Raw genomic sequence first — 25567 nt, 5'->3', positions numbered from 1 at the left:
AAATCATAATGAAAAATTATACAATCACAGTAAACGGAAACGTATATGACGTAACGGTAGAAGAAAAAGTTGGAGGAGCAGCACCTGTACAGAGAGCAGCCGCACCGGCAGCGCCTGTACAGAAACAGGCATCGGCAGCAGGAAACATTGAAGTAAAAGCAGGGGCAGCAGGTAAGGTATTCAAAATTGAAGCAAGTGTAGGACAGAAAGTTTCAAGAGGAGATACAGTAATCGTTATTGAAGCAATGAAGATGGAAATTCCGGTAGTAGCACCTGAAGACGGAACAGTTGCTAGTATTGATGTAGCAGTTGGTGATGCAGTAGAAGCAGGAGCAGTAATGGCTACATTGAACTAGGAATTACAAATATGAAAAATAATTGTAAATTCCCAAATTTAACGTAAAGTGGGAGGTTAAAAAATGGAATACATTACAAGTACATTAGGAAACCTCATGGACCAGACGGCGTTTTTTAACTTAACATGGGGAAACTATGTTATGATTGCTGTTGCCTGCGGGTTCCTATATTTAGCAATTAGAAAAGGATTTGAACCGCTTTTGTTAGTTCCGATTGCTTTTGGTATGTTATTGGTAAATATTTATCCGGACATTATGTTGTCGATTGAAGAGTCTTCAAACGGAGTCGGCGGATTGCTGCATTACTTCTATTTATTAGATGAGTGGGCAATTCTTCCATCATTGATTTTTATGGGTGTAGGTGCAATGACAGACTTTGGTCCTCTGATTGCAAACCCGAAAAGTTTCCTTTTGGGAGCAGCTGCACAATTTGGTATTTTTGCAGCATACTTAGGCGCTATGGCGGTGGGATTTTCAGACAAGGCTGCGGCTGCTATTTCCATTATCGGTGGGGCAGACGGACCGACATCTATTTTCCTTGCAGGTAAATTACAGCAGACTGCTATTTTAGGACCAATTGCGGTTGCGGCATATTCTTATATGTCATTAGTTCCTATTATTCAGCCGCCAATTATGAAATTATTGACAACGGAAGAAGAACGTAAAATCAAAATGGAACAGTTGAGACCGGTTTCTCAGTTGGAAAAAATCCTCTTCCCAATCATTATTACAATTGTCGTATCTTTAATTCTTCCTACAACAGCGCCACTTGTTGGTATGCTTATGTTAGGTAACTTGTTTAAAGAATGCGGTGTGGTAAGACAGTTGACGGAAACGGCATCAAATGCACTTATGTATATCGTTGTTATTCTTCTTGGAACATCTGTAGGGGCAACGACAAGTGCGGAAGCATTTTTGAATATGGACACACTCAAAATTGTAGCTTTAGGATTAGTAGCGTTTGCGTTTGGTACGGCGGCAGGTGTGCTGTTCGGTAAATTGATGTGTAAGGTGACCGGCGGAAAAGTAAATCCTCTGATCGGTTCAGCGGGTGTATCGGCAGTGCCTATGGCGGCCAGAGTTTCGCAGAAAGTCGGTGCGGAGGCAGATCCTACAAACTTCTTATTGATGCATGCAATGGGACCAAACGTTGCGGGAGTTATCGGTACTGCTGTTGCAGCCGGAACATTTATGGCGATTTTTGGTGTTAAATAAAGATGGAGGAAATTAGAATGGAAATCGAAAAAAAACCAATTAAAATTACAGAGACAATTTTACGAGACGCACATCAGTCTTTAATTGCAACAAGAATGACTACAGAACAGATGCTTCCAATCGTAGATAAAATGGACAAAGTTGGTTATCATTCAGTAGAGTGCTGGGGTGGAGCGACATTTGACGCATCTCTTCGTTTCTTAAAAGAAGATCCGTGGGAAAGACTTCGTAAATTCCGTGACGGATTTAAAAATACAAAATTACAGATGTTATTCCGTGGACAGAATATTTTAGGATACCGTCCATATGCAGACGATGTAGTGGAATATTTTGTGCAGAAATCAGTTGCAAACGGTATTGACATTATCCGTATTTTTGACTGTTTAAATGATATCCGTAACTTAAAAACGGCAGTAAAAGCTGCTGTAAAAGAAAAAGCAGATGCACAGGTTGCCTTATCGTATACACTTGGTGATGCTTATACATTGGAATACTGGATGGATATTGCAAAGAAAATCGAAGACATGGGGGCTACTTCTATCTGTATTAAAGATATGGCAGGTCTATTAGTTCCATACAAAGCGACAGAGTTGATTACAGCGATGAAAGAGGCTACTTCACTTCCGATTCAGTTGCATACACATTACACATCAGGTGTTGCATCAATGACTTATTTAAAAGCAGTTGAGGCAGGAGTTGACGTGATTGATACGGCTATGTCACCATTTGCCATGGGAACATCACAGCCGGCGACAGAAGTAATGGTAGAAACATTTAAAGGAACACCGTATGACACAGGTTTAGACCAGAATCTTCTTGCAGAAATTGCAGATTATTTCCGTCCGATTCGTGATGAGGCATTGGAATCAGGATTGTTGAATCCGAAAAACTTGGGAGTAAACATTAAAACATTATTATATCAGGTGCCGGGAGGAATGCTTTCTAACCTGACTTCACAGTTGAAAGAACAGGGAGCGGAAGATAAATTCTATGAAGTGCTTGAAGAAGTGCCTAGAGTACGTAAAGACTTAGGTGAGCCGCCACTTGTAACACCATCTTCACAGATTGTTGGAACACAGGCAGTATTTAATGTGCTTATGGGTGAACGTTACAAAATGGCAACAAAAGAAACAAAAGATGTTTTATGCGGAAAATATGGTGCTACAGTAAAACCATTCAATAAAGAAGTACAGAAGAAATGTATCGGAGATGCGGAAGTGATTACATGTCGTCCGGCTGATTTGATTCCTGATGAATTGGATACATTAAAAGATGAGATGAAACAATGGTCACAGCAAGATGAGGACGTATTATCTTATGCGTTATTCCCTCAGGTTGCGACAGACTTCTTCAAATATAGAGAAGCGCAGCAGACAAAAGTGGACCAGAAAGTTGCGGACACTGAAAACGGAAGTTATCCGGTATAATAAAGTTAAAAGAGTTAGCATTTGCTAACTCTTTTGCGTTATGAAAGAAAAACGGAAGAAAAGACTTTTCTTTATTTCTTTAGTTGTGTATAATAAGTTTTTAGGAAAAAGAGAAGGGATACGGAGGCCGAGAATGAACAGCAATAATACGAATGAACTGTTAAGTAAAATAAACGAGAAATATGCAAGATTGAGTAAAGGACAGAAACTGTTGGCGGAATACATTGCTGAAAACTATGACAAGGCAGTGTTTTTGACTGCTGCAAAACTCGGGAAAACGGTGGGGGTAAGTGAGTCTACTGTTGTCCGTTTTGCCACCCAATTGGGATACGACGGATATCCCGGTTTTCAAAAGGCGTTGGAGGAACTGGTAAGAAACAAACTGAATTCCATACAGCGTATGGAAGTGGCTTATGGGAGAATTGCCCAGTCAGAGATATTAGAAACCGTACTGCAATCCGATATAGAAAAAATAAAACTGACTTTGGCAGGCATAGAGCAGGGCGCCTTTGATTTGGCGGTAGATACGATGCTCAATGCGAAACGCATATATATAGTAGGAATCAGAAGTTGTGCGCCTTTGGCAAGTTTTCTTGGGTTTTATCTGAATTTGATTTTTGACAATGTAACGCTGGTCAATACAAACAGTGCAAGTGAAATTTTCGAGCAGTTAATTCGTATTAATGAAGAAGATGTAATCATCGGAATCAGTTTTCCTCGTTATTCAATGCGGACGTTAAAGGCTTTGGAATTTGCAAGTAACCGTAAGGCGAAAGTAATTACACTCACGGACAGCGTACATTCGCCGATGAATTTGTATTCATCATGTAACCTTATAGCGAGAAGTGACATGGCATCTATTGTTGATTCGCTGGTTGCGCCATTGAGTGTGGTAAATGCGCTTGTAGTTGCCCTATGTATGAAAAAGCAGACGGAAGTGATTGATACGTTGGGAACGTTGGAAAAAATATGGGACGAATATCAGGTATATAGCAGCGATGAACTAAATCCGGTAAATGACAAGATGTCACTGAAAAAAGTAGAAAGAGATGGAGAAAAATAGATGAGTAAAGTAGTTGTGATAGGCGGAGGGGCAGCAGGAATGTTTGCTTCTGTTTTTGCGGCGCGAAACGGAAACGAAGTACATCTGTTTGAAAAAAATGAAAAGACGGGCAAGAAACTTTTTATTACGGGAAAAGGCCGCTGCAATATTACGAATGCAGGGGATATGGAAACACTGTTTCAGTCAGTGGTATCAAATCCTAAATTTTTATATAGCAGTTTTTACGGATATACAAATGAAGATGTAATTTCGTTTTTTGAAGAAATTGGAGTGAAAACAAAGATAGAGCGTGGCAACAGAGTGTTTCCGGTGTCAGATCATTCTTCGGACGTTATCAATGGTTTGGAGAGAGAAATGAAAAAACTGGGCGTAAAAGTTCATCTGAATACGAAGGTGAAATCTGTCGAAGGAAACGAAGAAGGATTTCGGGAGATTGTTTTATCAAACGGTGAAAAAGTAACAGCGGACGCATGCATTGTGGCTACGGGAGGCTGCTCGTATCAGCCTACAGGTTCCACGGGAGACGGTTATCGTATGGCGGAGAGTGTGGGACATACGGTTACGGAAGTATATCCGGCGTTAGTTCCCCTAGAGATTAAGGAAGATTTCGTGGGAGAACTGCAGGGACTTTCTCTTAGAAATGTGGAAGCGACAATCTATGACGGGAAAAAAGAAATTTACAGTGATTTTGGAGAAATGCTGTTCACCCATTATGGAGTGAGCGGCCCTTTGATGCTCAGTGCCAGCAGTTATATTACGAAAAAACTGCAGGACAGAGAGATGAAATTGGTGATAGATCTAAAGCCTGCGTTATCCGAAGAACAGTTAAATCAAAGAGTGTTAAGAGATTTTGAAGAGAATAAAAATAAGCAGTTTAGAAATGCAATCACTAAGTTGTTTCCGGCAAAGTTAATACCGGTTATGGTTATGTTAAGCGGAATAGATGCGGAAAAGAAAGTAAATGAAGTTTCAAAAGAAGAACGCATGGAGTTTGTTCGTCTGATTAAGCATTTTACGCTGACAATTAACGGGACAAGGTCTTTTAGGGAGGCCATCATTACGCAGGGCGGCGTGAAAACGAAAGAAGTAAATCCGGCAACGATGGAATCAAAACTGGTTCCAAATCTGTACTTTGTAGGAGAAGTGCTGGATTTAGATGCCCTGACGGGCGGGTTTAACCTGCAGATAGCATGGTCTACGGCATATATGGCCGGAAGCAGTATTTGGTAAGAAGGGAGAAGGAGAATGGGATATAATATAGCAATCGATGGTCCTGCGGGAGCGGGAAAAAGTACAATAGCAAAAAAAGTGGCAAAAAAATTAGGGTATATTTATGTAGATACGGGTGCATTGTATAGAGGAATGGCGGTTTATTTTTTAGAAAACGGAGTGTCCGCCGATGAAACGGAACAGATAGGAAAGATGTGCAGACAGGCTGTTGTGACATTGGGATATGAAGACGGAGTACAGCAGGTATACTTAAATGGAGAGAACATTACGGCAAAACTTCGGGAAGAAGAAGTAGGTAAAATGGCGTCTGTCAGTTCTGCAATAAAAGAAGTCAGACTCCAATTATTGGAATTACAGAGAGACTTGGCTGCCAAAGAAAATGTTGTTATGGACGGAAGAGACATTGGAACGAATGTGCTTCCACAGGCGGAGACGAAAATCTACCTGACGGCAAGTGTGGAGACAAGAGCAAAAAGAAGATTTTTAGAACTGCAGGAAAAGGGTGTTCCGTGTGTGTTGGAAGAGATAGCCAAAGATATTGAAGACAGAGACTACAGAGATATGAACAGAGATGTGGCGCCGCTAAAGCAGGCGGAAGATGCGGTTTATATTGATTCTTCTGAAATGTCCATAGATGAAGTCGTTGCAGAAATATTAAAATATTGTAAATAAAGGTGAGAAAATGGAAATAAAAGTGGCAAAGACGGCCGGATTTTGCTTTGGAGTAAAAAGAGCCGTGGAAACGGTGTATGATCAGGTTGAAAAAGAAAAAGGCAAACAGATTTACACTTACGGACCGATTATTCACAATGATGAAGTTGTAAAAGATATGCAAAAAAGAGGAGTGAAGGTGATTCAGACGGAGGAAGAACTGGAAAACCTGGAGAATGGCGTAGTTATCATACGTTCTCATGGCGTGCCGAAAAGAATTTATGATAAACTGGCAGAGAAAAATATTGCGTGCGTAGATGCAACATGCCCTTTTGTTAAGAAAATTCATAATATTGTAAAAAGGGAGAGCGAAGCGGGCAGCCAGATTGTGATTATCGGAAATAATGAACACCCCGAAGTTGAAGGGATTAAAGGGTGGTCAACTTCTCCGGTTACGGTTATTCAAACGATGGAAGATGTGAACAATTTTGAGCCTGATAGGTCTGGGAAGGTGTGCATTGTATCACAAACGACATTTAATTACAAGAAATTTGAAGAATTAGTTGAAATTATTTCTAAAAAGCGTTATGATATAAGTGTTTTAAATACGATTTGTAATGCGACTACCGAGCGTCAGACCGAGGCGAGAAGCATTGCAGAGGGCGTAGATGCTATGATAGTTATCGGTGATAAGCATAGTTCTAATACCCAGAAATTATTTGAAATATGTGATAAAGCATGTAACAATACGTACTATATTCAGACACTTGACGATTTGGATTTGAATCAATTGGGGTCGGCAAAAACGGTAGGTATTACAGCAGGGGCGTCAACGCCTAATAATATAATTGAGGAGGTTCAAAATAATGTCAGAATTAACTTTTGAACAAATGTTAGAAGAGTCTTTAAAAACAATACGTAATGGAGAGGTCGTAGATGGTACTGTAATCGATGTAAAGCCAGATGAAATCATCTTGAATATAGGGTATAAAGCAGACGGTATTATTACAAGAAGCGAATATACAAATGAGCCAAACGTTGATTTGACAACTTTAGTATCAGTTGGTGATACGATGACTGTTAAAGTATTGAAAGTAAATGACGGAGAAGGTCAAGTGTTGTTAACATATAAGAGATTAGCAGCAGAAAAAGGTAATGAAAGATTAAAAGAAGCTTTTGAAAACAAAGAAGTATTAAAAGCGACAGTAAATCAGATTTTAGGCGGCGGATTAAGCGTTGTTGTTGATGAAGCAAGAGTATTCATTCCTGCAAGTTTAGTATCTGATACATATGAAAAAGATTTAAGCAAATATCAGGGACAGGAAATTGAATTTGTTATCAGCGAATTTAATCCAAGAAGAAACCGTGTAATCGGTGACAGAAGACAACTTTTAGTTGCAGAGAAAGCAAAATTACAGGAAGAATTATTTGCAAACCTTAAAGTGGGAGATGTTGTCGAAGGAACTGTTAAAAATGTAACAGATTTCGGTGCATTTATCGACTTGGGCGGAGTAGACGGATTATTACACATCTCTGAAATGTCATGGGGAAGAGTTGAAAATCCAAAGAAAGTATTCCAGGTAGGCGAAACAATCAAAGTTCTTGTAAAAGATATTAATGATACAAAAGTTGCGTTAAGTTTGAAATTCCCTGAGACAAATCCATGGGCAAACGCAGAAGAAAAATATGCTGTAGGAACAGAAGTTACAGGTAAAGTGGCAAGAATGACAAACTTTGGTGCATTTGTTGAATTAGCACCGGGCGTAGATGCTTTACTTCACGTTTCTCAGATTTCTAAAGTACACGTAGAAAAACCGGCAGATGTTTTAAACGTAGGACAGGAAATCACAGCAAAAATCGTAGACCTTAACGTAGCAGACAAAAAAATCAGTTTAAGCATGAAGGCTCTTGAAACAGAGGAAACAGCAGAAGAAACAGAAGAATCTGTTGAGGAATAGGATAGGGCTGGAGTAGAGATACATAAAAAATAGGGACGGAAGTCTCTATTTTTTATGTGAAAAAATATGTTAAAAATTCATCAAGATGTATATTAAAATATACAATCATTTGTAGTGAGTTACTAGAATTATATAAAAAATTCTTGTATGATATACATAAAGGATTGAAAACAAATGAAAGGAAGAGATAAAATGAAACTTTTAACATTTAAAGGAGGAATTCACCCTGATGATGGAAAGCAACTGGCAAAAGATAAGAAAATTGTCAGTATACTGCCAAAAGAAGAATTGGTTTACCCACTTTCACAGCATATTGGCGCACCGGCAAAACCTGTCGTGAAAGCGGGAGACAGAGTTTTGAAAGGGCAGAAGATAGCAGAAGCGGGAGGATTTGTTTCTGCGTCAATATTTGCATCTGTGTCAGGTGAAGTGAAAGGGATTGAAAAGCGTTTTAATCCTTCAGGAGCGAAAGTAGATTCGATTGTTGTGGAAAATGATTTTCAATATGAAGAAGTTTCGTATCTTCCGGTGAAACCTCTTGAGGAGATGACAAAGGAAGAGATAATTGATCGAATTAAAGAAGCGGGAATAGTGGGAATGGGAGGTGCAGGTTTCCCTACTCATGTAAAATTATCTCCGAAAGAGCCGGAAAAAATAGACTATGTCATTGCGAACTGTGCGGAATGTGAACCGTATATTACTGCGGATTATAGAAGAATGTTAGAAAATCCTGAAGAATTGATCAGCGGAATGCGTGTTGTATTAAGTATATTTCCACAGGCGAAAGGAATTTTCGGTGTGGAAGATAACAAACCGGATTGCATTGAAAAATTGAGAAAACTGACGGAGAAAGAGTCGAGAATGGAAGTAAAGGCATTAAAGACAAAGTATCCGCAGGGTGCGGAACGACAGTTAATCTTTGCCACAACGGGAAGAGCAATCAATTCTTCCATGCTTCCGGCAGATGCAGGCTGTGTAGTGGATAATGTGGAAACAATGATTGCCATTCATACAGCAGTTGTCGAAGGGAAAGCGGTTACGGAAAGAATCGTAACGTTAAGTGGAGATGCGGTAAAAGAACCGGGTAACTTCAAAGTGTTGTTCGGGACAAATCATCAGGAAGTGATTGAAGCGGGAGGAGGATTTAAAAATCCGCCTGAGAAAATCATTTCAGGAGGTCCGATGATGGGATTTGCCATGTTTACTACAGACACTCCAATTACAAAAACTTCATCATCTATTTTGGGATTTACGAAAGATGAGGTAAAGGCGAATGAGCCTACTGCCTGCATTAATTGCGGACGATGTGTGGAAGTCTGTCCAAGCCGTATTATTCCTTCAAGACTTGCAGATTTGGCGGAGCGTCACGATGAAGAAGGATTTAAAAAACTGGAAGGGCTTGAGTGTATAGAATGTGGTTCGTGCAGTTATGTATGTCCGGCAAAACGGCAGTTAAAACAGTCCATTGGAACAATGAGAAAAATTGCGTTGGCAAATAGAAAAAAATAAAGGAAGAGGTGACGAAAAGTGAGTGAACAATTTAATGTATCGTCTTCACCACATATACGTTCAAAAACAACAACAGCAAATATTATGTTATGCGTAGTGCTGGCACTATTACCTGCCACAGCATTCGGAGTTTATAATTTCGGAGTACAGGCGTTGGGTGTCGTATTGATTACGGTAGGTTCAGCGGTGCTTACGGAGTACATTTATGAGAAACTGATGCACAAAAAAGTGACGATTTGTGATTTCAGTGCGGCAGTAACCGGATTACTATTAGCACTGAATCTTCCGCCTACAGCACCGTGGTGGCTCTGTGTTCTTGGAAGTGTTTTTGCTATTTTAATCGTAAAACAACTTTTTGGCGGATTGGGACAGAACTTTATGAACCCTGCATTGGCAGCCAGATGTTTTCTTCTCATTTCCTTTACGGGAAGAATGACAACATTTGTATATAATGATGCGGTGACAAGTCCAACACCTTTGGCGGCATTAAAAGCAGGTGAAGATGTAAATCTTAAAGATATGTTTATTGGAAATATTGCAGGAACAATCGGTGAGACTTCAGTAATCGCTATTTTAATAGGAGCGATATTCCTGCTTGTTATGGGAATTATTCAGATTCGCATTCCTCTTACATATATTGTAACATTTGTTATTTTTCTTATTTTATTTAGTGGACACGGGTTTGATGTCAACTACATTGCCGCACATCTTTGCGGAGGCGGATTAATGCTTGGCGCATGGTTTATGGCAACGGATTATGTGACTGCGCCGATTACAAAAAGAGGACAGATTTTATATGGTGTCTGTCTTGGCGTTCTTACGGGAACGATTCGTCTGTTTTCGGGTTCGGCAGAAGGGGTGTCATATGCAATTATCATTAGTAACCTTTTAGTTCCGTTGATTGAAAAGGTAACAATTCCGAAACCTTTCGGCAAAGGAGGAGAAAAATAATGAATAAAATTGTAAAAAATGCACTGATTTTGACAGCGATTACTCTTGTATCAGGTCTGTTGCTTGGCGGTGTCTATGAGATAACAAAGGAACCTATACAGGCGTCAAAAGAAAAGGCAAAACAGGAAGCGTATAAATCTGTTATGTCAGATGCCGAAGAATTCGAGACAGACAACAGTTTTGATGAAAAGAAAGCGGAGAAAATTTTAGAGAAAAACAAAATTAACGGCTGTTATCTAAGCGAAGTTGCAGTTGGAAAAGATAAATCAGGAAAAGAGATTGGATATGTCATTACTTCGACTTCAAAAGAAGGATATGGCGGAGAAATTCAAATTTCAGTTGGAGTTTCAATGGACGGAACGGTAACGGGAATTGAAATCTTATCCATCAATGAAACTGCAGGTTTGGGAATGCAGGCAACTGAGCCGGCATTTAAAAAGCAGTTTGAAAATGTCAAAACAGATAAGTTTGAAGTGAAAAAAGATAATCCAAAAGGAAATGTAGATGCGTTAAGCGGTGCTACAATTACAACGAGAGCCGTGACAAATGCAGTAAATGCAGGACTTTCATATTTTCAAGATGCGTTGGGAGGTAGTGTAAATGAATAAGTGTATGGAACGGTTATATAACGGTCTGATTAAAGAAAACCCTACCTTTGTATTAATGCTCGGAATGTGTCCGACATTGGCGGTTACAACTTCAGCCATCAATGGAGTAGGTATGGGACTCACAACAACAGTTGTATTAGTTATGTCTAATATGTTGATTTCCATGTTGAGAAAGGTTATTCCGGATTCAGTGAGAATGCCGGCATTTATCGTAGTAGTAGCATCTTTCGTAACGATTGTGCAGTTTTTATTGGAAGGATTTGTTCCTGTTTTATATGATGCGTTAGGACTATATATTCCTCTTATTGTAGTAAACTGTATTATTTTGGGAAGAGCGGAAAGTTACGCATCTAAAAATCCGGTTCTTCCGTCAATTTTCGATGGGATCGGTATGGGGCTTGGTTTTACTGTAGGATTAACAAGTATCGGTATTGTCCGTGAAGTAATTGGTGCGGGAGAAATCTTTGGATTCCGCGTAATGCCTGCATCTTACGAGCCTATTACTATTTTCATTTTGGCGCCGGGAGCATTTCTTGTACTTGCAGGTCTTGTTGCTTTACAGAATAAGATTAAAGCAAATGCAAAGAAAAAAGGAAAAGAAGTAGTTGAAGCAAGTTGTGGCGAAGGCTGTGCATCTTGTGGAAACCACGGTTGCAAAGGAAAAGTATTTCCTGTAGAAAGCGATAAATAGGAGGGGACAAAATGAAAGAGTTATTGATTATTGCGGTTGGCTCTGCACTTGTAAATAACGTTATTTTAAGCCAGTTTTTAGGAATTTGTCCATTTTTAGGTGTGTCTAAAAAGGTGGAAACAGCGGCAGGTATGGGAGGAGCGGTTGTATTCGTTATTACAATTTCATCGTTCTGTACCGGTTTGATTTATAAGTTTATTCTGTCACCGTTACATTTTGAATATTTGCAGACAATTGTATTTATTTTGGTAATTGCTGCGTTGGTACAGTTTGTTGAAATGTTTTTGAAGAAAATGATGCCTCCGTTATATAAAGCGTTGGGAGTATATCTTCCGTTAATTACAACAAACTGTGCAGTGCTTGGTGTAGCATTGACGAACGTACAGAAAGAGTACGGAATTTTGGAAAGTGTAGTAAACGGATTTGCAACTGCTTTAGGATTTACGATTGCCATTGTAATTATGGCGGGAATTCGTGAAAAAACAGAGCATAATGATGTATCACCGTCATTCCAGGGAACACCTATTGTACTTGTGACGGCAAGTTTAATGGCGATAGCGTTCTTTGGATTTTCGGGACTAATTTAGGAGGCTGGAAAAATGAGTATAACGGGAATAGTAATTGCTGCCGTAATCGTAGGCGGAACAGGATTATTTATCGGTGCTTTTTTAGGACTGGCAGGAAAGAAGTTTGCTGTGGAGACAGATGAGAGAGAGGAAGCAATCATAGAAGTTCTTCCGGGCAATAACTGTGGAGGCTGCGGATACGCAGGTTGTTCAGGTCTCGCCAGTGCGATTGTAAAAGGAGAGGCAGAGATAAGCGGCTGTCCGGTTGGAGGATCAGCCGTGGCGGCGGAAATCGGTAAAATTATGGGAGTTGAGGCAAAAGAGCAGACTCGAATGACTGCCTTTGTAAAATGTGCCGGAACTTGCGACAAGGCTGGAAAAGATTATGTGTATACAGGTATAGAGGACTGTACAATGATGAAATCCATGCAAAATGGCGGTCCTAAATCATGTAATTACGGCTGTCACGGTTTTGGAACTTGTGTAAAAGCCTGTCCTTTTGATGCAATTCATATCGAAAACGGTGTTGCTGTGGTAGATAAAGAAGCATGTAAGGCGTGTGGAAAATGTATTGCGGTATGTCCGCAGAATTTAATTGAATTAGTACCTTATGGACAGAAACATTTGGTACAGTGTAATTCTAAAGATAAAGGAAAAGATGTCATGTCAGCATGTAAGGCGGGCTGTATTGGCTGTAAAATGTGTCAGAAAGTCTGTGAGTATGATGCGATTACGGTAGAAGATAATATTGCGCACATTGATCCTGAAAAATGTACAAATTGCGGGGCTTGTGCAGAAAAATGTCCTAAGAAAATTATTATGTAGGGAAGAAAAATGTGGAAACAGGCAGGAAAATTGTTTTGGCAGGATATAAAGAAATTAAAGATAGCGATTATCCTTATTGGTATTTATCTTGCTTTCATGAAATTTGTGTTACATAGTGGGTGTCCGTTTGTAGTTGTGACAGGATTTCCATGTGCAGCTTGTGGGCTGACAAGAGCAGGCGTCCATTTCCTTAAAGGGGAATGGATACAGGCGTGGAATGTACACCCTGCCATTTTTCCCATCGTACTTCTTGTTGTCGTTTTTATAATTCAGAGATATTTCAGACAAGCATCATTAAAGAAATTAAAAAAATATGCGATTTTGCTTATTGTGGGAATGCTGGTTTTATATGTTTACCGGTTTGCCACACAATTTCCGGGCAACCCGCCAATGTCGTATTATAGGGATAATTTGATGATGCGTATTGTGAAATGGATAAAAATGTGATATGATAAGCAATAAATTATTATAGACTAAAGGAGTTGCAGTTATGGAAGAAAATTACAATAACGAACAGGAAAACGAACAGCAGTACCAGTATAATTATAATACGGACTATAACTACAATCAGCCTCAGAATTACAATCAGCAGAACGACAACGGAGTAATGTCGGTAGGGGAATGGCTTTTGACAATTTTAGCCACAATTATCCCATGTATCGGTCCCATCATATATTTGGTTTGGGCCTTCGGAAAAGGTGGAAATGAAAACCGCAGAAATTATTGTAAGGCGTGGTTGATTTACTGGGTAATTCAGACAATATTAGCAATTATTTTAGTGATTGTTTTATTTGCGCTAATTATTCCGGCATCTTCACAATACTATTATTACTAGAGTAGAAAAATAATGATACCCTCTTATTTCAAGATGGTATCATTTATTTTTTTCTGTACAATGTAACTGATAATCGTCTGTAATGAAAACGGCATCAACATTATCTAATTGGTTGATTAGTTTTAATCCATTTTCTAAGCCTAAAATAAAGCAGGCAGTGCTGAGCGCATCGCCGTCAGCGGAGGAATCGGATATAATTGTTACACTCAAAAGATTGCTTTCTTTTGGATAGCCGGTGGAGGAATCCAAAAGATGGTGATAGATTTTACCGTTCTTTTTAAAATATCGTTCATACACGCCTGAAGATACGACAGAGCGGTCATCTACGGGAATGGAGGCTATTGTTTCGTTTTGTTCTCCAAAAGGTTTCTGTATACCGATATGGAAAGGTTTTCCGTCCGGTTTATTGCCGACTGTCAGTACGTTGCCTCCGAGATTAATCATGGCGTGTTTGACACCTTCTTTTTCAAGATATTCCTTCAGGCGGTCTGCGATGTAACCTTTTGCGATTCCACCCAGATCTAACGCGGCTTTGGGATCGAGGAGTTGAACGGTATTTCCGTCAACCACTACGTTTTTATAATTTACATGACTTTTTGCTTCCTGAATAAGAGTTGGAGCGGGAACGTTTCCGTCATTGTTTTTGAAGTCCCAAAGACTGCTCAGAGGGGCAATCGTAATGTCGAAAGCACCATTTGATAATTCGCTGTAATAGAGAGCCTTCTTAATAAGTTCGACTGTTTCGTCAGAAACTTCTACGGGAACTCCGTTACTTTGATTAATTTTTGAAATTTCGCTTTCGGGAATCGTCCTGCTAAATTTGTTTTCATATTCCGAGCATAGTTTGAAACAATGCTCTAAAATGGAAGAGTCGTTTGTGCCCCAAAGTTTAATGGAGATAAGCGTATCAAAAAATATTCCGCTCTTACTGATAGAGTCTTTGGAAACAGGGGTGGTGCAGCCGCTTAAAAGCAGCAGACAAAAGGTTAATACAATACTTATATAACGACGTTTCATACATATCCTCATTTCTTTATGATTTTACTTAAATAGTATATACTAATTTATACTCGAAATGCAATCGAACATATGATTGCATAGTCGGAATGAATATGATAAAATAGGCAGGGAGAAAATAGCAGATGAAGAAAAATGACTATAAGTTAATGATAATTATTATTGGAATAGCGGTTCTTTTATTTTTAGCGGCAGCGTTAAAAGATAACGGTAAGGAGAATGTTATTGAGATAAAGATAGATGGCGTTGTTAAGGGCAGGTATGCGCTTTCCGAAGACAGAGAACTGAATCTGAACGGGACAAACCGCCTTGTGATCAAAGACGGAAAGGCTGATATTACGGAAGCGGATTGTCCGGATAAAGTATGTGTAAAGCAAAAGCCTATTTCAAAAGCAGGAGAAAGTCTTGTATGTCTTCCGAATAAAATTATTATTACGGTTGTGGAAGGCGAGGAGAATGAATTGGACGGAGTAGCCAATTAGGAGGAATATCATGAAAAATAAAGGTGTCTATTTTGGAATGTTTACGGCGCTGGCACTGATTTTCAGTTATGTGGAGTCACTTATTCCTTTTCATATCGGCATACCGGGAGTGAAACTGGGGCTGGCTAATTTGGTTATTGTCGTCGCCATGTATAAGATGAATAAAAAGCAGGTCTATCTTTTATCCGTGACAAGAGTAGTTCTGGCGGGATTTATGTTTGGCAATCTGTTTAGTATTGTATACAGTCTTGCAGGCTCACTGCTCAGTCTTGCGGTGATGTACGGTCTGAAAAGAAAAGAATCGTTTAGTATTATGGGAATCAGTATGGCGGGCGGAGTGTTTCATAATATAGGACAGTTGATTGTTGCCATGATTGTGCTGGAAAGTCTAAACTTAGTTTATTATGCATCTGTGCTGTTAATTTCGGGATTAATTACGGGGATTGTAATTGGGATTGTCTCCGATGAGATAATGAAGAGGATTAAGAAAATCCATTTTTAGTAATGAAAGTGAGGAAAAGATGATTTCATATATAAGAGGAGAATTGGTGGCAGTTGAAGAGGAAAAAGCAGTTATAGATGTGGGCGGAGTAGGATATGGCATTTTTATGCCTGCGCAGTCTATGGGAAAATTGCCGCCATTACATGAAGAGGTGAGGTTACATACATATCTGCATGTAAAGGAAGATGCCATGCAGTTATACGGATTTTTGACAAGAGATGATTTAAAAGTATTTAAACTCGTTATCGGTGTCAGCGGAATAGGACCGAAAGGCGCATTGAACATTCTGTCCAATTTAAGTGCGGACGATTTGCGCTTTGCCGTGCTGTCAAACGATGTCAAAGCGATTTCTGCCGCTCAGGGCATCGGCAAGAAAACAGCAGAAAAACTAATTATTGAATTAAAGGATAAGTTGAGTATGGACGATGTCTTGGAACATATGGTACAGGAAGAAGAAGTGGCTGTAACCGGCCAAAACAGTGGAGTGCAGGCGGAAGCCGTGCAGGCGCTTGTGGCGTTGGGATATGGCAATACGGAGTCACTGCGGGCAGTGCGCCGGGTAGAAGTGAATGCGGACAGCGATGTGGAAACTGTGTTGAAACAGGCGTTGAGATTTATGATGTAAAAGGCGGGAAAATAAAATGGGAAAAAGGATTATTACAACTGAGAGTCTGGAAGAGGATTTAAAGATAGAGAATCATCTGCGGCCTCAACTGCTCACGGATTATATTGGACAGGAAAAAGCAAAAGAGATGCTCCGCATTTACATTCAGGCGGCAAAAGAGAGAAACGAAGCACTTGACCATGTGTTATTTTACGGACCGCCCGGATTAGGAAAGACAACACTGGCAGGAATTATAGCAAACGAAATGGGAGTGAATTTAAAGATTACATCAGGTCCTGCCATTGAAAAGCCGGGAGAAATGGCGGCAATTTTAAACAATCTTCAGGAGGGCGATGTACTGTTTGTCGATGAAATTCACCGATTAAACAGACAGGTAGAAGAAATTTTATATCCGGCCATGGAAGACTATGCCATTGACATTATGATTGGAAAAGGTGCGAATGCCCGCTCCATTCGTCTGGATCTGCCTCAGTTTACTTTGGTTGGAGCGACTACAAGAGCAGGAATGCTCACCGCACCTTTGCGCGACAGATTTGGAGTTGTGCAGCGGCTGGAATTTTATACGGAGAAAGAATTACAGACGATTATTATCCGATCAGCGGGAGTGATGGGCGTGGAAGTGGACGAAAATGGCGCTATGGAGATGGCGAGAAGATCCAGGGGAACTCCACGTCTTGCCAACAGGCTGTTAAAGAGAGTGAGAGATTTTGCACAAATTAAATACGATGGAATTATTACGGAAGAAGCGGCAAACTATGCGTTAGATTTATTGGAAGTGGATAAGTATGGTTTGGATCACATTGACAGAAATATTCTATTGACAATGATTCAGAAATTTAACGGAGGCCCGGTGGGACTTGACACTTTGGCGGCATCTATAGGAGAAGATTCGGGAACGATAGAAGATGTGTATGAGCCGTATCTTATAAAAAACGGATTTCTCCACCGGACGCCGAGAGGGAGAGTGGTTACTTCTTTTGCATATCACCATCTGGGAATTTCAGAGGAAAATCATTAAAATAGTTGGATTTTCAATTTGAATGGTTTATAATAAAGAATACATGATTAGAAAGTAATAAGGAGGTGTCCTATGGCATCGTCAAAAAATTATACAGAAGTTTTAATTGGGGGAAAAGTTTTTACTCTGAGCGGTTTTGAGAGTGAAGAGTATTTGCAGAAAGTTTCTACATATTTAAATCGCAAAATGGACGAATGCAGCAGTGTGGAAGGGTACAAGAAGCAGAGCGCTGAGACGAGAAGCATATTGCTTGCACTCAATATTGCGGACGATTATTTCAAGACAAAGAGCATGGCAACGACATCGGAAGCGGACATTGAACTGAAAGATAAGGAGATGTATGATTTAAAACACGAGTTGATTTCTGCACAGTTAAGTTGCGAAAATGCTGAGAAAGAAATAGACAGATTGAAAGAAGAAAATACGGAGTTGCAGAAACAGATTGTAAAACTGGAAACGGAGTTAAAAAATCGTGAAAAATAAAAGACTGTCAGCGGACAGTCTTTTTTAAAGGGAACAGGTATGAAAAGAGAAATAGAAATTTTAGCACCGGCAGGCTCATATGAAAGTCTGAAAGCGGCGATTGCGGCAGGTGCAGATGCAGTTTATGTAGGAGGAAATCGTTTTGGAGCGAGAGCATATGCGAACAATTTTTCGGAGGAAGAATTGCTGGAAGCGATAGACTATGTACATCTGCACGGAAAGAAAATTTATTTAACAGTTAATACACTGTTAAAAGAAAAAGAACTGGAAAGAGAACTGTACTCGTATCTTCTGCCTTATTACAGACAGGGGTTAGATGCGGTTATCGTACAGGATCCGGGTGTTCTTCGCTTTGTGAGAGAATATTTTCCAAGCCTTCCCATTCATGCAAGCACACAGATGACGATTACAGGAGCAGATGGTGCAAGATTTATGGAAGAGCAGGGCGTAGAGAGAATTGTTACGGCAAGAGAGTTGAGTTTGCAGGAGATAAAGGAAATATCTGAAAAGACTTCTCTTGAAATAGAGAGCTTTGTTCACGGTGCTTTATGTTACTGTTACTCGGGGCAATGTCTGTACAGCAGCCTTTTAGGAGGACGAAGCGGAAACCGGGGACAGTGCGCGCAACCGTGCAGACTTCCTTATAAAGTGGACGGAAAAACGTCCTATGTGATGAGTTTAAAAGACTTATGTACGGTGGAATTTATTCCCGATTTGGCAGAGGCGGGAATTTATTCGTTCAAGATTGAAGGGAGAATGAAAAAGCCTGAATATGTGGCGGCAGTAACGTCGATTTATCGTAAATATGCGGATTTATACTTGCAAAAAGGACGAAAGGATTATTCCGTATCCCGGGAAGATAAACAGATTTTGATGGATCTGTACAATCGCGGCGGTTTTCACACGGGATATTATCAGATGAGAAACGGGAAAGAAATGCTATCATTACATCGCCCTAACCATGCAGGTATAAAAGCAGTAAAGGTAGTTTCGCAGCAGGGAAAAGAAATAAAAGCAGAAGCAATGACAGAACTGCACAAAGGCGATATTTTGGAGTTGCCTGATAAAGAAAATTATACATTGGGACAAGATGTAAGAATAGGGCAGCAAATTTCGATAGGATTGCGCAAAGGGAAAAAAATCGGCAAAGGGGAAGTGTTGAACCGTACCCGAAATGAAAAACTATTGCAGGAGTTGAGAAAAAACTTTGTGGAACAAAAACTGCAGGAAAAAATTAATGGGAATTTAATACTTTCTACAGAAAAAGATGCTACACTAACATTGAGGCTTGGCGATACGGAAGTTACTGTTGTCGGAGAAAAGGCGGAACAGGCGTTAAACCAGCCGATGAGTGAAGAGAGAATTGATAAGCAGATGAGAAAGACGGGGAATACTCCATTCGTATTTGATACGCTTACGATTTCTTTGGAAAATTCTCTTTTTATGCCGATGCAGAAATTAAATGAATTAAGAAGAAGCGGTCTGGAGATGCTGGAAAAGGAAATTTGTGCAAAATACAGGCGCAGGGACGAAAAGCAAGAAGAGGAAAAACAAGAAAAACAGGGTATAAAGAAAAATAAGCAACACGATATACAGTCTCTGTTTGTCTATGTGGAAAAGAAAGAACAATTCCTTAAAGCAATCGGTAACGAATCGGTAAAAAGAATTTATATCGACTGTACAATCATAGAGAAGGCATGGGAAAATAAAGAATTATCAGATTTGACTAAACAGGCCCGGGATAGAGGGAAAGAAATATATTTTGCGATGCCATATATTTTTAGGGGAGATACAGAGAAGAAATATGCAGAAACTTTTGATGCAACTGTATTCGATGGTATTTTGATAAGAAACTATGAGAGTTTTTATTTTCTGAAAGAAAGATTTCCGCAGGCACATATTGTGCTGGACTGTAATATGTATCAGTTCAATCAGGAAGCAAAAAGGTTTTGGGAAGAGAATGGAGTTCATGAATTTACCGCACCGCTGGAATTGAATTACAGAGAGTTACAGGAACTTGGGTGTGATAAAAGTGAGTTGGTCGTATATGGATATTTACAGATGATGGTGTCGGCGCAATGCATTCATAAAACTACCGGGAAATGTACTCACCGGAGTGGATATACAAAAATGACTGACAGATATAATAAGCAGTTTACATCAAAAAATTGTTGTGATTACTGTTATAATATTATTTACAACGCAGAGCCACTGTGCCTGCTTGAACAAAAGGAAGATATTTTACAGTTAGCCCCAAAAGAATTGCGCCTTCATTTCACGATAGAAAACGGAAAAGAAACAGAAGAAGTGATAAAACAGTTCGAGGAAGTTTTTATCCATAATAAAGAAATTGGAACGTATGAAAAGGCGTTTACAAGAGGCCATTTCAAACGAGGAGTAAAGTAGGTGAAAAATTGGTAAATATTATAGTTGAATTATCCAAATATCTGATGATTATCTGCATAGCAATCTACACATATCTTTGTTTTTCGGTATTTGGTTATGAAGATGAGTATAAAAAAAGAAAATTGCTGAGAAGGCAGAACAGGCTGATGTTTGCCATACACTTTATGGCGTATCTTGTACTGTATTTAAAAATGGACGAGGTAAAAGTAATTGCGTTCTATCTCATACAGATTGCTCTTCTTAGCGGAATTATTTTGCTTTACACGAAAATCTATCCAAAGATTTCAAGGCTGGTCGTAAACAATATGTGCATGCTTCTGACGATTGGATTTATTATTCTGACAAGACTTTCTTTTCAGAAGGCGATAAAGCAATGTATCATTGTAGCAGGTTCGGTTTTGCTCAGCCTTGTGATACCGGTTGCCATAAGAAAAATGAAAAAACTGGCAGACTGGACATATCTGTATGCAGGAATAGGTTTATGTGCGCTGTTGCTTGTGCTTCTTTTGGCCAGTACGTCGGGAGGAGCTAAACTTGGTTTTACAATTGCGGGAATTGGTATTCAGCCTTCAGAGTTTGTAAAGATTTCTTTTGTGTTTTTTGTTGCCGGCAGGCTGCAAAAATCAACGGAATTTAAAGATGTTGTCGTGACAACGATTATAGCGGCGATTCATGTTATTATTCTTGTTTTAAGTACAGACTTGGGAGCAGCGTTAATTTTATTTGTAGTTTATTTGATTATGCTGTATGTGGCGACAAGGCAGCCGCTGTACTTGATGGCAGGTGCTGCAGGCGGAGGCGTTGCAGCTGTGGCGGGCTATTTTCTGTTTAGTCATGTGCGCACCCGTGTTGCCGTCTGGAGGGGACCTGTCAGTCCGCAGACACCGGGAGGTCATCAGGTTGCACAGTCACTGTTTGCCATAGGTACGGGCAGTTGGTTTGGCATGGGACTTATGCAGGGAGCGGCAGATAAAATACCGGTTGCAACGGAAGATTTTGTTTTTGCGGCAATTGCTGAAGAATTGGGATTGATTTTTGCTCTCTGTATGATGCTGATTTGTGTGAGTTGTTATGTGATGTTTCTCAATATTGCCATGCAATTAAGAAATACGTTTTATAAATTAGTGGCACTTGGACTTGGAACATGTTACATTTTTCAAATATTCCTCACAATCGGAGGAGGAACGAAGTTTATTCCATTGACGGGTGTTACACTTCCTCTTGTAAGTTACGGAGGAAGTTCTGTGTTGAGCACAATTATGATGTTTGCAATTATTCAGGGATTATATGTATTAAGGGAAGACGAGGAAGAAATCATTGAGAGAAAAAAGGAAAGACAGAAATCAAAAAAGCAGGCGTTTAACGGACGACGATATAATGATTCTGATGGACGACGATCTGGACGCCCGTCTCGAGCGGCTTCCGAGCAGCCAAGACGAAGAGTGGGGGCAAAGAAGACAACCCGCTAAAAAAACAACACCAAAAAAGGCAGTTGAGAAAAAGCCGAAAAAAAGCCGAAAAAAGGTTACAAATAAAGAATTTGCAAGAATCACGTATTTGTTTGTCAGCCTGTTTCTTGTTTTAATGGGATATATTGTATATTTTAATGCAGTTAAGGCGAAAACTATTATTAACAGTCCTTATAATATGAGGCAGGATATTTTTGCTGACAGGGTAATCCGTGGGAAAATTTTAGATAAAAATGGAGAGGTTCTTGCAAAGACAACAGTTGGCGAGGACGGAAAAGAGACGAGGGAATATCCTTATGGGGACTTATATTCTCATGTTGTGGGATATGCTTCAAAAGGTAAGGCGGGATTGGAGTCAGTGGAAAATTTCAACCTCCTTACGTCAAACGCATTCGTTTTGGAAAAAATTATGAAAGAGTTCAAAGGAGAAAAGAACATAGGAGACAATGTGGTAACTACGCTTGATACGAATTTGCAGCAGGCGGCATATGATGCTTTGGGAGATAACAAAGGTGCGGTTGTTGTAATGGAGGCTGACACGGGGAAAATACTTTCCCTCGTATCAAAACCTACTTTTGATCCAAATTTTGTTGCGGAAAACTGGGCAGAGTTAAATCAGGATAAAGACAGTGCCATGTTAAATCGCGCCATGCAGGGAAAATATGCTCCGGGTTCTACTTTTAAAATCGTGACGGCTCTGGAATATATAAGAGAAAACAGTGATTACGATTCCTATCAGTATAAATGTACAAGCAAAATTGAGCATGAAGGAACGGTCATTCACTGTAATAACAATAAAGTACATGGAATGGAAGATTTGAGAAGTTCTTTTGCAAATTCATGCAATACATCTTTCTCGAATATCGGTTTACAACTAGACATTTCAAAATATAAAAAGACGGCAGAAGATTTACTGTTTAATAAGGGGTTGCCATCACCACTTATGTATAGTGAAAGTAAATTTGTCTTATCACCAAAAGATGCCTCTTCTGAGGTAATGATGACTGCCATGGGTCAGGGAAAAACGCAGGTAAGTCCATATCATATGGCGCTGATTACATCATCAATTGCAAACGGTGGAAAACTTATGAAACCATATTTGGTTGATAAAGTGGTAAATTATTCAGGAACAACAGTGACAAAAAATATGCCGGAAGAGTATGGAACACTTATGACAAGAGAAGAAGCCTCTCAACTGACGGAATATATGGAAGCGGTAGTAGAAGAGGGGACGGCAAAAACTCTCAGCGGTCAGGGGTATTCCGTAGCGGGAAAGACAGGAACGGCAGAATACAGTGTAGATAAAGAAAAGGTACATTCATGGTTTGTTGGATTTACAAATGTGGAAAATCCGGAACTGGTTATCAGTGTTGTAGTGGAAGGCTCTGATGCAACAGGAACAAAGGCAGTAAATGTTGCAAAAAAAGTTTTTAACAGTTATTATTAGTTAAAAGTCGAAAAGAAGGAATAAAATGGAATTTTATAAAAATTTATATGCCGGGGAGAGTCTGAAAGAAAAGCGGGAGAGTGTTGTAGAAAAATTAGAGATGGGAAAAGTACAGTTTAGCTGCTATCTGATCGTACTTCCTAACAATCCGGTAAATCAATTGGAATGTTATGATTCTATTCTTCTCCTGCAAAAAAGATGGATTGAAAAACCGGCACTTGTTGTCGGTGTGGCGAGCAGTTATACAGAATCACTGGAAGTGATAAAAAGGATTACGGAAGATACATATCTTCGCTATGGTGATGCTGATTTAAGAAGATATATTTTGGAAACGCAGCAGGAATTTCAGGAAAGTAAAGTATAGGTGTTTAAATGTTACATATTTTATGTATACTATTAAAAATAATAGGAATATTGATTTTGGTCTTACTGGGACTCATTGTTCTTATAGCGGGGATTATGCTGTTCGTACCGATTCGCTATCGAATAGAGATGAAGGGAGAAGGTACTTTACAGTCTTTGGAAGTGAAAGTAAGATTTTCATGGCTGTTGCATCTTCTGTCAGGTTATGTGTCGTATGCGGATAAGAAGGCAGACTGGCAGGTGAGAACCGCATGGAAAAAGTGGAATGTACCGGTATCTGTACAGAAAAAAGAAGAAACAAAAAAGACAGAAGCAGAGCCTGAAAAAACGGCAGAAGTAACAGAACAGCCAAAACAGATTGAGTCAAAAGAAGACCGGAAAAAACTTCCCCCGCGGGAAGTGGTGGTCAAAAAAGAAAAGAAGCGAAAAAAAGTTTCACTTTTGGATAAACTGAAGAAAATCTTTCAAAAGATAAAATATACAATACAAAATCTTTGTGGTAAGATAAAATTACTTTCTGAGAAAAAAGATAAAGTTTTGGAATTTCTGGAAGATGAACTGCATCGGACAGCATGGGGGAAAACTAAGCAGGAAATAATACGGCTGTTAAAGTATTTAAGACCGAAAAAAATCAAAGGAAGAGTCCGCTTCGGCTTTTCGGATCCTTATCTGACGGGAAAAGCATTGGCAATACTTAGCATGTGGTATCCTTTTTATGCGAATATGCTTTCGATTGCGCCGGATTTTGAGAAGGCTGTTTTGGAAGGAAACATAAGTGTCAAAGGGTACATTAGAGGAGTATATTTCCTGATTCCGGTTTTTAATATCATACGAAGCAAAGAAATCAGACAGACATATAAACATATACGGGCATTTCAACTATAAACAAAATGAATGGAGGAATTCAAATGGCAGAGAACAATTTAAAAAATACGGTGGAATCTCTTTTTAAAGGAATGGACAGCGTAGTTTCATCAAAGACAGTAGTGGGGGAAGCGATTCATATCGGTGAAACAATTATTTTACCTTTAGTGGACGTATCGTTTGCAGTAGGTGCGGGTGCTTTTGAACAGGATAAGAAGAATAAAGGTGCAGGCGGACTTGGAGGGAAAATGACACCAAGTGCGGTTCTTGTTATTCAGGACGGAAAGACAAAACTGGTAAATATAAGAAATCAGGACACAATTACAAAAATTTTGGATATGGTTCCTGATGTGGTAGAAAGATTTAGCAATCAGAATAAGGAAAAAAAGATGACAGAGGACGATGTGGCCGAGATATTAGACGGAAAATCAGAGAAGGAGTCATAAAACGAAAATTTTTGCATAGAATGGAATAAAGATGTAGTTGGAAGTGGAAGATGAAGAGGGTAATTGGATTTGCGCTGTTTTGGGTAGCGGTCGGCATGCTGATATCCATGTTTATTTCCAGTACATTTTTAAAGGTGACAGTTATTATTATCTGTTTCCTGTTAGGATATATATTGTTTTGCTGTGACGGAAAATAGCAATAAAAAAACGAGGTGATATGAAATCATCTCGTTTTATCATGTGTAAAATTAAGCACGTTCAACTCTTCCTGATTTTAAGCAAGAAGTACATACGTACATTTTTTTAGAACCACCTTCAGTTTTAACTCTTACTGATTTTACATTAGATTTCCACATTTTTGGTGTTTTTCTATGAGAGTGACTTACGTTGTTTCCAAAATGAGCACCCTTTTCACAAATAGCACATTTAGCCATGATTGCACCTCCTAACGATATTAATAGCCATAATAGACTCACAACACTAAGTATTCTAGCAGAAAAGTAGAAAATATGCAAGAGTTTATTTTCCTCTTATTTAACTTTTATAAACCATTTTTGATA

30 protein-coding genes are annotated in these 25567 nt (G+C 39.3%); 28 read left to right on the top strand and 2 right to left on the bottom strand.

Annotation, left to right across the window (positions count from 1 at the left end; genetic code table 11):
* The first annotated feature begins 8 nt into the window (after window positions 1–8).
* The 16 genes from ACYQ35_RS06905 (at window position 9) to ACYQ35_RS06830 (ending at window position 13885) form a co-directional block, all read left to right on the top strand.
* Window positions 9–356: a biotin/lipoyl-containing protein gene (locus ACYQ35_RS06905; RefSeq protein ID WP_459831554.1), complete on the top strand. Its 348-nt coding sequence runs from the start codon at window positions 9–11 to the stop codon at window positions 354–356.
* Between the two features lie 63 nt (window positions 357–419).
* Window positions 420–1571 carry a sodium ion-translocating decarboxylase subunit beta gene (locus tag ACYQ35_RS06900; protein ID WP_459831551.1) on the top strand — a complete coding sequence of 384 codons (1152 nt, stop codon included), beginning with the start codon at window positions 420–422 and terminating at the stop codon, window positions 1569–1571.
* Window positions 1572–1588: 17 nt separating this feature from the next.
* Window positions 1589–2998 carry an oxaloacetate decarboxylase subunit alpha gene (locus tag ACYQ35_RS06895; RefSeq protein ID WP_009757141.1) on the top strand — a complete coding sequence of 470 codons (1410 nt, stop codon included), beginning with the start codon at window positions 1589–1591 and terminating at the stop codon, window positions 2996–2998.
* A gap of 133 nt (window positions 2999–3131) precedes the next feature.
* A complete protein-coding gene (locus tag ACYQ35_RS06890; RefSeq protein WP_009757140.1) occupies window positions 3132–4061 on the top strand; it encodes a MurR/RpiR family transcriptional regulator in 930 nt (309 codons plus the stop codon).
* Window positions 4062–5291 carry a BaiN/RdsA family NAD(P)/FAD-dependent oxidoreductase gene (locus ACYQ35_RS06885; RefSeq protein WP_459831542.1) on the top strand — a complete coding sequence of 410 codons (1230 nt, stop codon included), beginning with the start codon at window positions 4062–4064 and terminating at the stop codon, window positions 5289–5291. It begins immediately after the preceding gene.
* Window positions 5292–5306: 15 nt separating this feature from the next.
* A complete protein-coding gene (cmk, locus tag ACYQ35_RS06880) occupies window positions 5307–5963 on the top strand; it encodes a (d)CMP kinase (protein ID WP_009757138.1) in 657 nt (218 codons plus the stop codon).
* A gap of 10 nt (window positions 5964–5973) precedes the next feature.
* Window positions 5974–6828 (top strand): 4-hydroxy-3-methylbut-2-enyl diphosphate reductase, encoded by an 855-nt coding sequence (gene ispH, locus ACYQ35_RS06875; protein ID WP_459831537.1) that lies wholly within the window; start codon window positions 5974–5976, stop codon window positions 6826–6828.
* Window positions 6809–7900 (top strand): 30S ribosomal protein S1, encoded by a 1092-nt coding sequence (rpsA, locus tag ACYQ35_RS06870; protein WP_459831534.1) that lies wholly within the window; start codon window positions 6809–6811, stop codon window positions 7898–7900. The genes ispH and rpsA overlap by 20 nt, the downstream gene beginning before the upstream one ends.
* A 192-nt stretch (window positions 7901–8092) precedes the next feature.
* On the top strand, window positions 8093–9409 hold the full coding sequence (rsxC, locus tag ACYQ35_RS06865; protein WP_459831530.1) for an electron transport complex subunit RsxC: 1317 nt from the start codon (window positions 8093–8095) through the stop codon (window positions 9407–9409).
* Window positions 9410–9427: 18 nt separating this feature from the next.
* A complete protein-coding gene (locus tag ACYQ35_RS06860; protein ID WP_459831527.1) occupies window positions 9428–10360 on the top strand; it encodes an RnfABCDGE type electron transport complex subunit D in 933 nt (310 codons plus the stop codon).
* On the top strand, window positions 10360–10968 hold the full coding sequence (locus tag ACYQ35_RS06855; protein ID WP_459831524.1) for an RnfABCDGE type electron transport complex subunit G: 609 nt from the start codon (window positions 10360–10362) through the stop codon (window positions 10966–10968). Before ACYQ35_RS06860 ends, ACYQ35_RS06855 begins: the two co-directional genes overlap by 1 nt.
* The gene (gene rsxE / locus ACYQ35_RS06850) at window positions 10961–11659 is read left to right on the top strand and encodes an electron transport complex subunit RsxE (RefSeq protein ID WP_009757132.1); all 699 of its coding nucleotides are present in this window, start codon (window positions 10961–10963) and stop codon (window positions 11657–11659) included. Before ACYQ35_RS06855 ends, rsxE begins: the two co-directional genes overlap by 8 nt.
* An 11-nt stretch (window positions 11660–11670) precedes the next feature.
* A complete protein-coding gene (gene rsxA / locus ACYQ35_RS06845) occupies window positions 11671–12246 on the top strand; it encodes an electron transport complex subunit RsxA (RefSeq protein ID WP_009757131.1) in 576 nt (191 codons plus the stop codon).
* Between the two features lie 12 nt (window positions 12247–12258).
* Window positions 12259–13050 carry an RnfABCDGE type electron transport complex subunit B gene (locus tag ACYQ35_RS06840; protein WP_459831519.1) on the top strand — a complete coding sequence of 264 codons (792 nt, stop codon included), beginning with the start codon at window positions 12259–12261 and terminating at the stop codon, window positions 13048–13050.
* A 9-nt stretch (window positions 13051–13059) separates the two neighbouring features.
* Complete coding sequence (locus tag ACYQ35_RS06835) at window positions 13060–13497, top strand: DUF2752 domain-containing protein (protein ID WP_459831516.1); 438 nt, start codon at window positions 13060–13062, stop codon at window positions 13495–13497.
* 43 nt (window positions 13498–13540) lie between these two features.
* Window positions 13541–13885 carry a hypothetical protein gene (locus tag ACYQ35_RS06830; protein WP_009757128.1) on the top strand — a complete coding sequence of 115 codons (345 nt, stop codon included), beginning with the start codon at window positions 13541–13543 and terminating at the stop codon, window positions 13883–13885.
* A 39-nt stretch (window positions 13886–13924) separates the two neighbouring features.
* Here the strand turns inward: ACYQ35_RS06830 and ACYQ35_RS06825 are convergent, their stop codons facing one another.
* Entirely contained in the window at window positions 13925–14902 is a 978-nt protein-coding gene (locus tag ACYQ35_RS06825; RefSeq protein ID WP_459831512.1) for an FAD:protein FMN transferase, read from the bottom strand.
* Between the two features lie 125 nt (window positions 14903–15027).
* On the opposite strand from ACYQ35_RS06825, the gene ACYQ35_RS06820 reads away from it, so the two are divergent.
* The 12 genes from ACYQ35_RS06820 (at window position 15028) to ACYQ35_RS06765 (ending at window position 25204) form a co-directional block, all read left to right on the top strand.
* Window positions 15028–15384, top strand: coding sequence for a NusG domain II-containing protein (locus ACYQ35_RS06820; RefSeq protein WP_009757126.1), 357 nt, complete (start codon window positions 15028–15030; stop codon window positions 15382–15384).
* 10 nt (window positions 15385–15394) lie between these two features.
* Entirely contained in the window at window positions 15395–15886 is a 492-nt protein-coding gene (locus ACYQ35_RS06815) for a Gx transporter family protein (protein ID WP_009757125.1), read from the top strand.
* Between the two features lie 19 nt (window positions 15887–15905).
* Window positions 15906–16511, top strand: coding sequence for a Holliday junction branch migration protein RuvA (gene ruvA / locus ACYQ35_RS06810; protein ID WP_009757124.1), 606 nt, complete (start codon window positions 15906–15908; stop codon window positions 16509–16511).
* 16 nt (window positions 16512–16527) lie between these two features.
* Window positions 16528–17529: a Holliday junction branch migration DNA helicase RuvB gene (gene ruvB, locus ACYQ35_RS06805; RefSeq protein ID WP_009757123.1), complete on the top strand. Its 1002-nt coding sequence runs from the start codon at window positions 16528–16530 to the stop codon at window positions 17527–17529.
* 72 nt (window positions 17530–17601) lie between these two features.
* Window positions 17602–18012: a cell division protein ZapA gene (locus ACYQ35_RS06800; RefSeq protein WP_009757122.1), complete on the top strand. Its 411-nt coding sequence runs from the start codon at window positions 17602–17604 to the stop codon at window positions 18010–18012.
* A 39-nt stretch (window positions 18013–18051) separates the two neighbouring features.
* Complete coding sequence (locus tag ACYQ35_RS06795; protein WP_459831503.1) at window positions 18052–20418, top strand: U32 family peptidase; 2367 nt, start codon at window positions 18052–18054, stop codon at window positions 20416–20418.
* 8 nt (window positions 20419–20426) lie between these two features.
* Complete coding sequence (locus ACYQ35_RS06790) at window positions 20427–21887, top strand: FtsW/RodA/SpoVE family cell cycle protein (RefSeq protein ID WP_459831500.1); 1461 nt, start codon at window positions 20427–20429, stop codon at window positions 21885–21887.
* A gap of 115 nt (window positions 21888–22002) precedes the next feature.
* On the top strand, window positions 22003–23334 hold the full coding sequence (locus tag ACYQ35_RS06785; protein WP_459831570.1) for a peptidoglycan D,D-transpeptidase FtsI family protein: 1332 nt from the start codon (window positions 22003–22005) through the stop codon (window positions 23332–23334).
* A gap of 25 nt (window positions 23335–23359) precedes the next feature.
* The gene (locus ACYQ35_RS06780) at window positions 23360–23698 is read left to right on the top strand and encodes a hypothetical protein (protein ID WP_459831498.1); all 339 of its coding nucleotides are present in this window, start codon (window positions 23360–23362) and stop codon (window positions 23696–23698) included.
* Between the two features lie 8 nt (window positions 23699–23706).
* Complete coding sequence (locus ACYQ35_RS06775; RefSeq protein ID WP_459831495.1) at window positions 23707–24582, top strand: DUF2953 domain-containing protein; 876 nt, start codon at window positions 23707–23709, stop codon at window positions 24580–24582.
* 23 nt (window positions 24583–24605) lie between these two features.
* The gene (locus ACYQ35_RS06770) at window positions 24606–25007 is read left to right on the top strand and encodes a GerW family sporulation protein (RefSeq protein ID WP_009757116.1); all 402 of its coding nucleotides are present in this window, start codon (window positions 24606–24608) and stop codon (window positions 25005–25007) included.
* Between the two features lie 50 nt (window positions 25008–25057).
* Window positions 25058–25204: a hypothetical protein gene (locus ACYQ35_RS06765; RefSeq protein ID WP_009757115.1), complete on the top strand. Its 147-nt coding sequence runs from the start codon at window positions 25058–25060 to the stop codon at window positions 25202–25204.
* A gap of 51 nt (window positions 25205–25255) precedes the next feature.
* On the opposite strand, the gene rpmB is transcribed toward ACYQ35_RS06765, so the two are convergent.
* Window positions 25256–25441: a 50S ribosomal protein L28 gene (gene rpmB / locus ACYQ35_RS06760; RefSeq protein WP_009320597.1), complete on the bottom strand. Its 186-nt coding sequence runs from the start codon at window positions 25439–25441 to the stop codon at window positions 25256–25258.
* Between the last annotated feature and the right edge of the window lie 126 nt (window positions 25442–25567).

The sequence above is a fragment of the Faecalimonas hominis genome, assembly GCF_054660755.1.
This window is presented reverse-complemented; position numbering and strand designations above follow the sequence as displayed.

What these genes read in the sequence shown, in the direction of transcription:
- ACYQ35_RS06770 (WP_009757116.1), top strand. Translation starts at nt 24,606, where the DNA reads ATGGCAGAGAACAATTTAAAAAATACGGTGGAATCTCTTTTTAAAGGA.
- rsxC (WP_459831530.1), top strand. Translation starts at nt 8,093, where the DNA reads ATGAAACTTTTAACATTTAAAGGAGGAATTCACCCTGATGATGGAAAG.
- ACYQ35_RS06815 (WP_009757125.1), top strand. Translation starts at nt 15,395, where the DNA reads ATGAAAAATAAAGGTGTCTATTTTGGAATGTTTACGGCGCTGGCACTG.
- ACYQ35_RS06785 (WP_459831570.1), top strand. Translation starts at nt 22,003, where the DNA reads ATGGGATATATTGTATATTTTAATGCAGTTAAGGCGAAAACTATTATT.
- ACYQ35_RS06840 (WP_459831519.1), top strand. Translation starts at nt 12,259, where the DNA reads ATGAGTATAACGGGAATAGTAATTGCTGCCGTAATCGTAGGCGGAACA.
- ACYQ35_RS06905 (WP_459831554.1), top strand. Translation starts at nt 9, where the DNA reads ATGAAAAATTATACAATCACAGTAAACGGAAACGTATATGACGTAACG.
- ACYQ35_RS06885 (WP_459831542.1), top strand. Translation starts at nt 4,062, where the DNA reads ATGAGTAAAGTAGTTGTGATAGGCGGAGGGGCAGCAGGAATGTTTGCT.
- cmk (WP_009757138.1), top strand. Translation starts at nt 5,307, where the DNA reads ATGGGATATAATATAGCAATCGATGGTCCTGCGGGAGCGGGAAAAAGT.
- ACYQ35_RS06795 (WP_459831503.1), top strand. Translation starts at nt 18,052, where the DNA reads ATGAAAAGAGAAATAGAAATTTTAGCACCGGCAGGCTCATATGAAAGT.
- ACYQ35_RS06825 (WP_459831512.1), bottom strand. Translation starts at nt 14,902, where the DNA reads ATGAAACGTCGTTATATAAGTATTGTATTAACCTTTTGTCTGCTGCTT.
- ACYQ35_RS06890 (WP_009757140.1), top strand. Translation starts at nt 3,132, where the DNA reads ATGAACAGCAATAATACGAATGAACTGTTAAGTAAAATAAACGAGAAA.
- ACYQ35_RS06800 (WP_009757122.1), top strand. Translation starts at nt 17,602, where the DNA reads ATGGCATCGTCAAAAAATTATACAGAAGTTTTAATTGGGGGAAAAGTT.
- ACYQ35_RS06775 (WP_459831495.1), top strand. Translation starts at nt 23,707, where the DNA reads ATGTTACATATTTTATGTATACTATTAAAAATAATAGGAATATTGATT.
- ACYQ35_RS06780 (WP_459831498.1), top strand. Translation starts at nt 23,360, where the DNA reads ATGGAATTTTATAAAAATTTATATGCCGGGGAGAGTCTGAAAGAAAAG.
- ACYQ35_RS06855 (WP_459831524.1), top strand. Translation starts at nt 10,360, where the DNA reads ATGAATAAAATTGTAAAAAATGCACTGATTTTGACAGCGATTACTCTT.
- ACYQ35_RS06895 (WP_009757141.1), top strand. Translation starts at nt 1,589, where the DNA reads ATGGAAATCGAAAAAAAACCAATTAAAATTACAGAGACAATTTTACGA.
- ispH (WP_459831537.1), top strand. Translation starts at nt 5,974, where the DNA reads ATGGAAATAAAAGTGGCAAAGACGGCCGGATTTTGCTTTGGAGTAAAA.
- ACYQ35_RS06820 (WP_009757126.1), top strand. Translation starts at nt 15,028, where the DNA reads ATGAAGAAAAATGACTATAAGTTAATGATAATTATTATTGGAATAGCG.
- rpsA (WP_459831534.1), top strand. Translation starts at nt 6,809, where the DNA reads ATGTCAGAATTAACTTTTGAACAAATGTTAGAAGAGTCTTTAAAAACA.
- rpmB (WP_009320597.1), bottom strand. Translation starts at nt 25,441, where the DNA reads ATGGCTAAATGTGCTATTTGTGAAAAGGGTGCTCATTTTGGAAACAAC.
- ruvA (WP_009757124.1), top strand. Translation starts at nt 15,906, where the DNA reads ATGATTTCATATATAAGAGGAGAATTGGTGGCAGTTGAAGAGGAAAAA.
- ACYQ35_RS06765 (WP_009757115.1), top strand. Translation starts at nt 25,058, where the DNA reads ATGAAGAGGGTAATTGGATTTGCGCTGTTTTGGGTAGCGGTCGGCATG.
- ACYQ35_RS06830 (WP_009757128.1), top strand. Translation starts at nt 13,541, where the DNA reads ATGGAAGAAAATTACAATAACGAACAGGAAAACGAACAGCAGTACCAG.
- rsxE (WP_009757132.1), top strand. Translation starts at nt 10,961, where the DNA reads ATGAATAAGTGTATGGAACGGTTATATAACGGTCTGATTAAAGAAAAC.
- ACYQ35_RS06835 (WP_459831516.1), top strand. Translation starts at nt 13,060, where the DNA reads ATGTGGAAACAGGCAGGAAAATTGTTTTGGCAGGATATAAAGAAATTA.
- rsxA (WP_009757131.1), top strand. Translation starts at nt 11,671, where the DNA reads ATGAAAGAGTTATTGATTATTGCGGTTGGCTCTGCACTTGTAAATAAC.
- ACYQ35_RS06900 (WP_459831551.1), top strand. Translation starts at nt 420, where the DNA reads ATGGAATACATTACAAGTACATTAGGAAACCTCATGGACCAGACGGCG.
- ruvB (WP_009757123.1), top strand. Translation starts at nt 16,528, where the DNA reads ATGGGAAAAAGGATTATTACAACTGAGAGTCTGGAAGAGGATTTAAAG.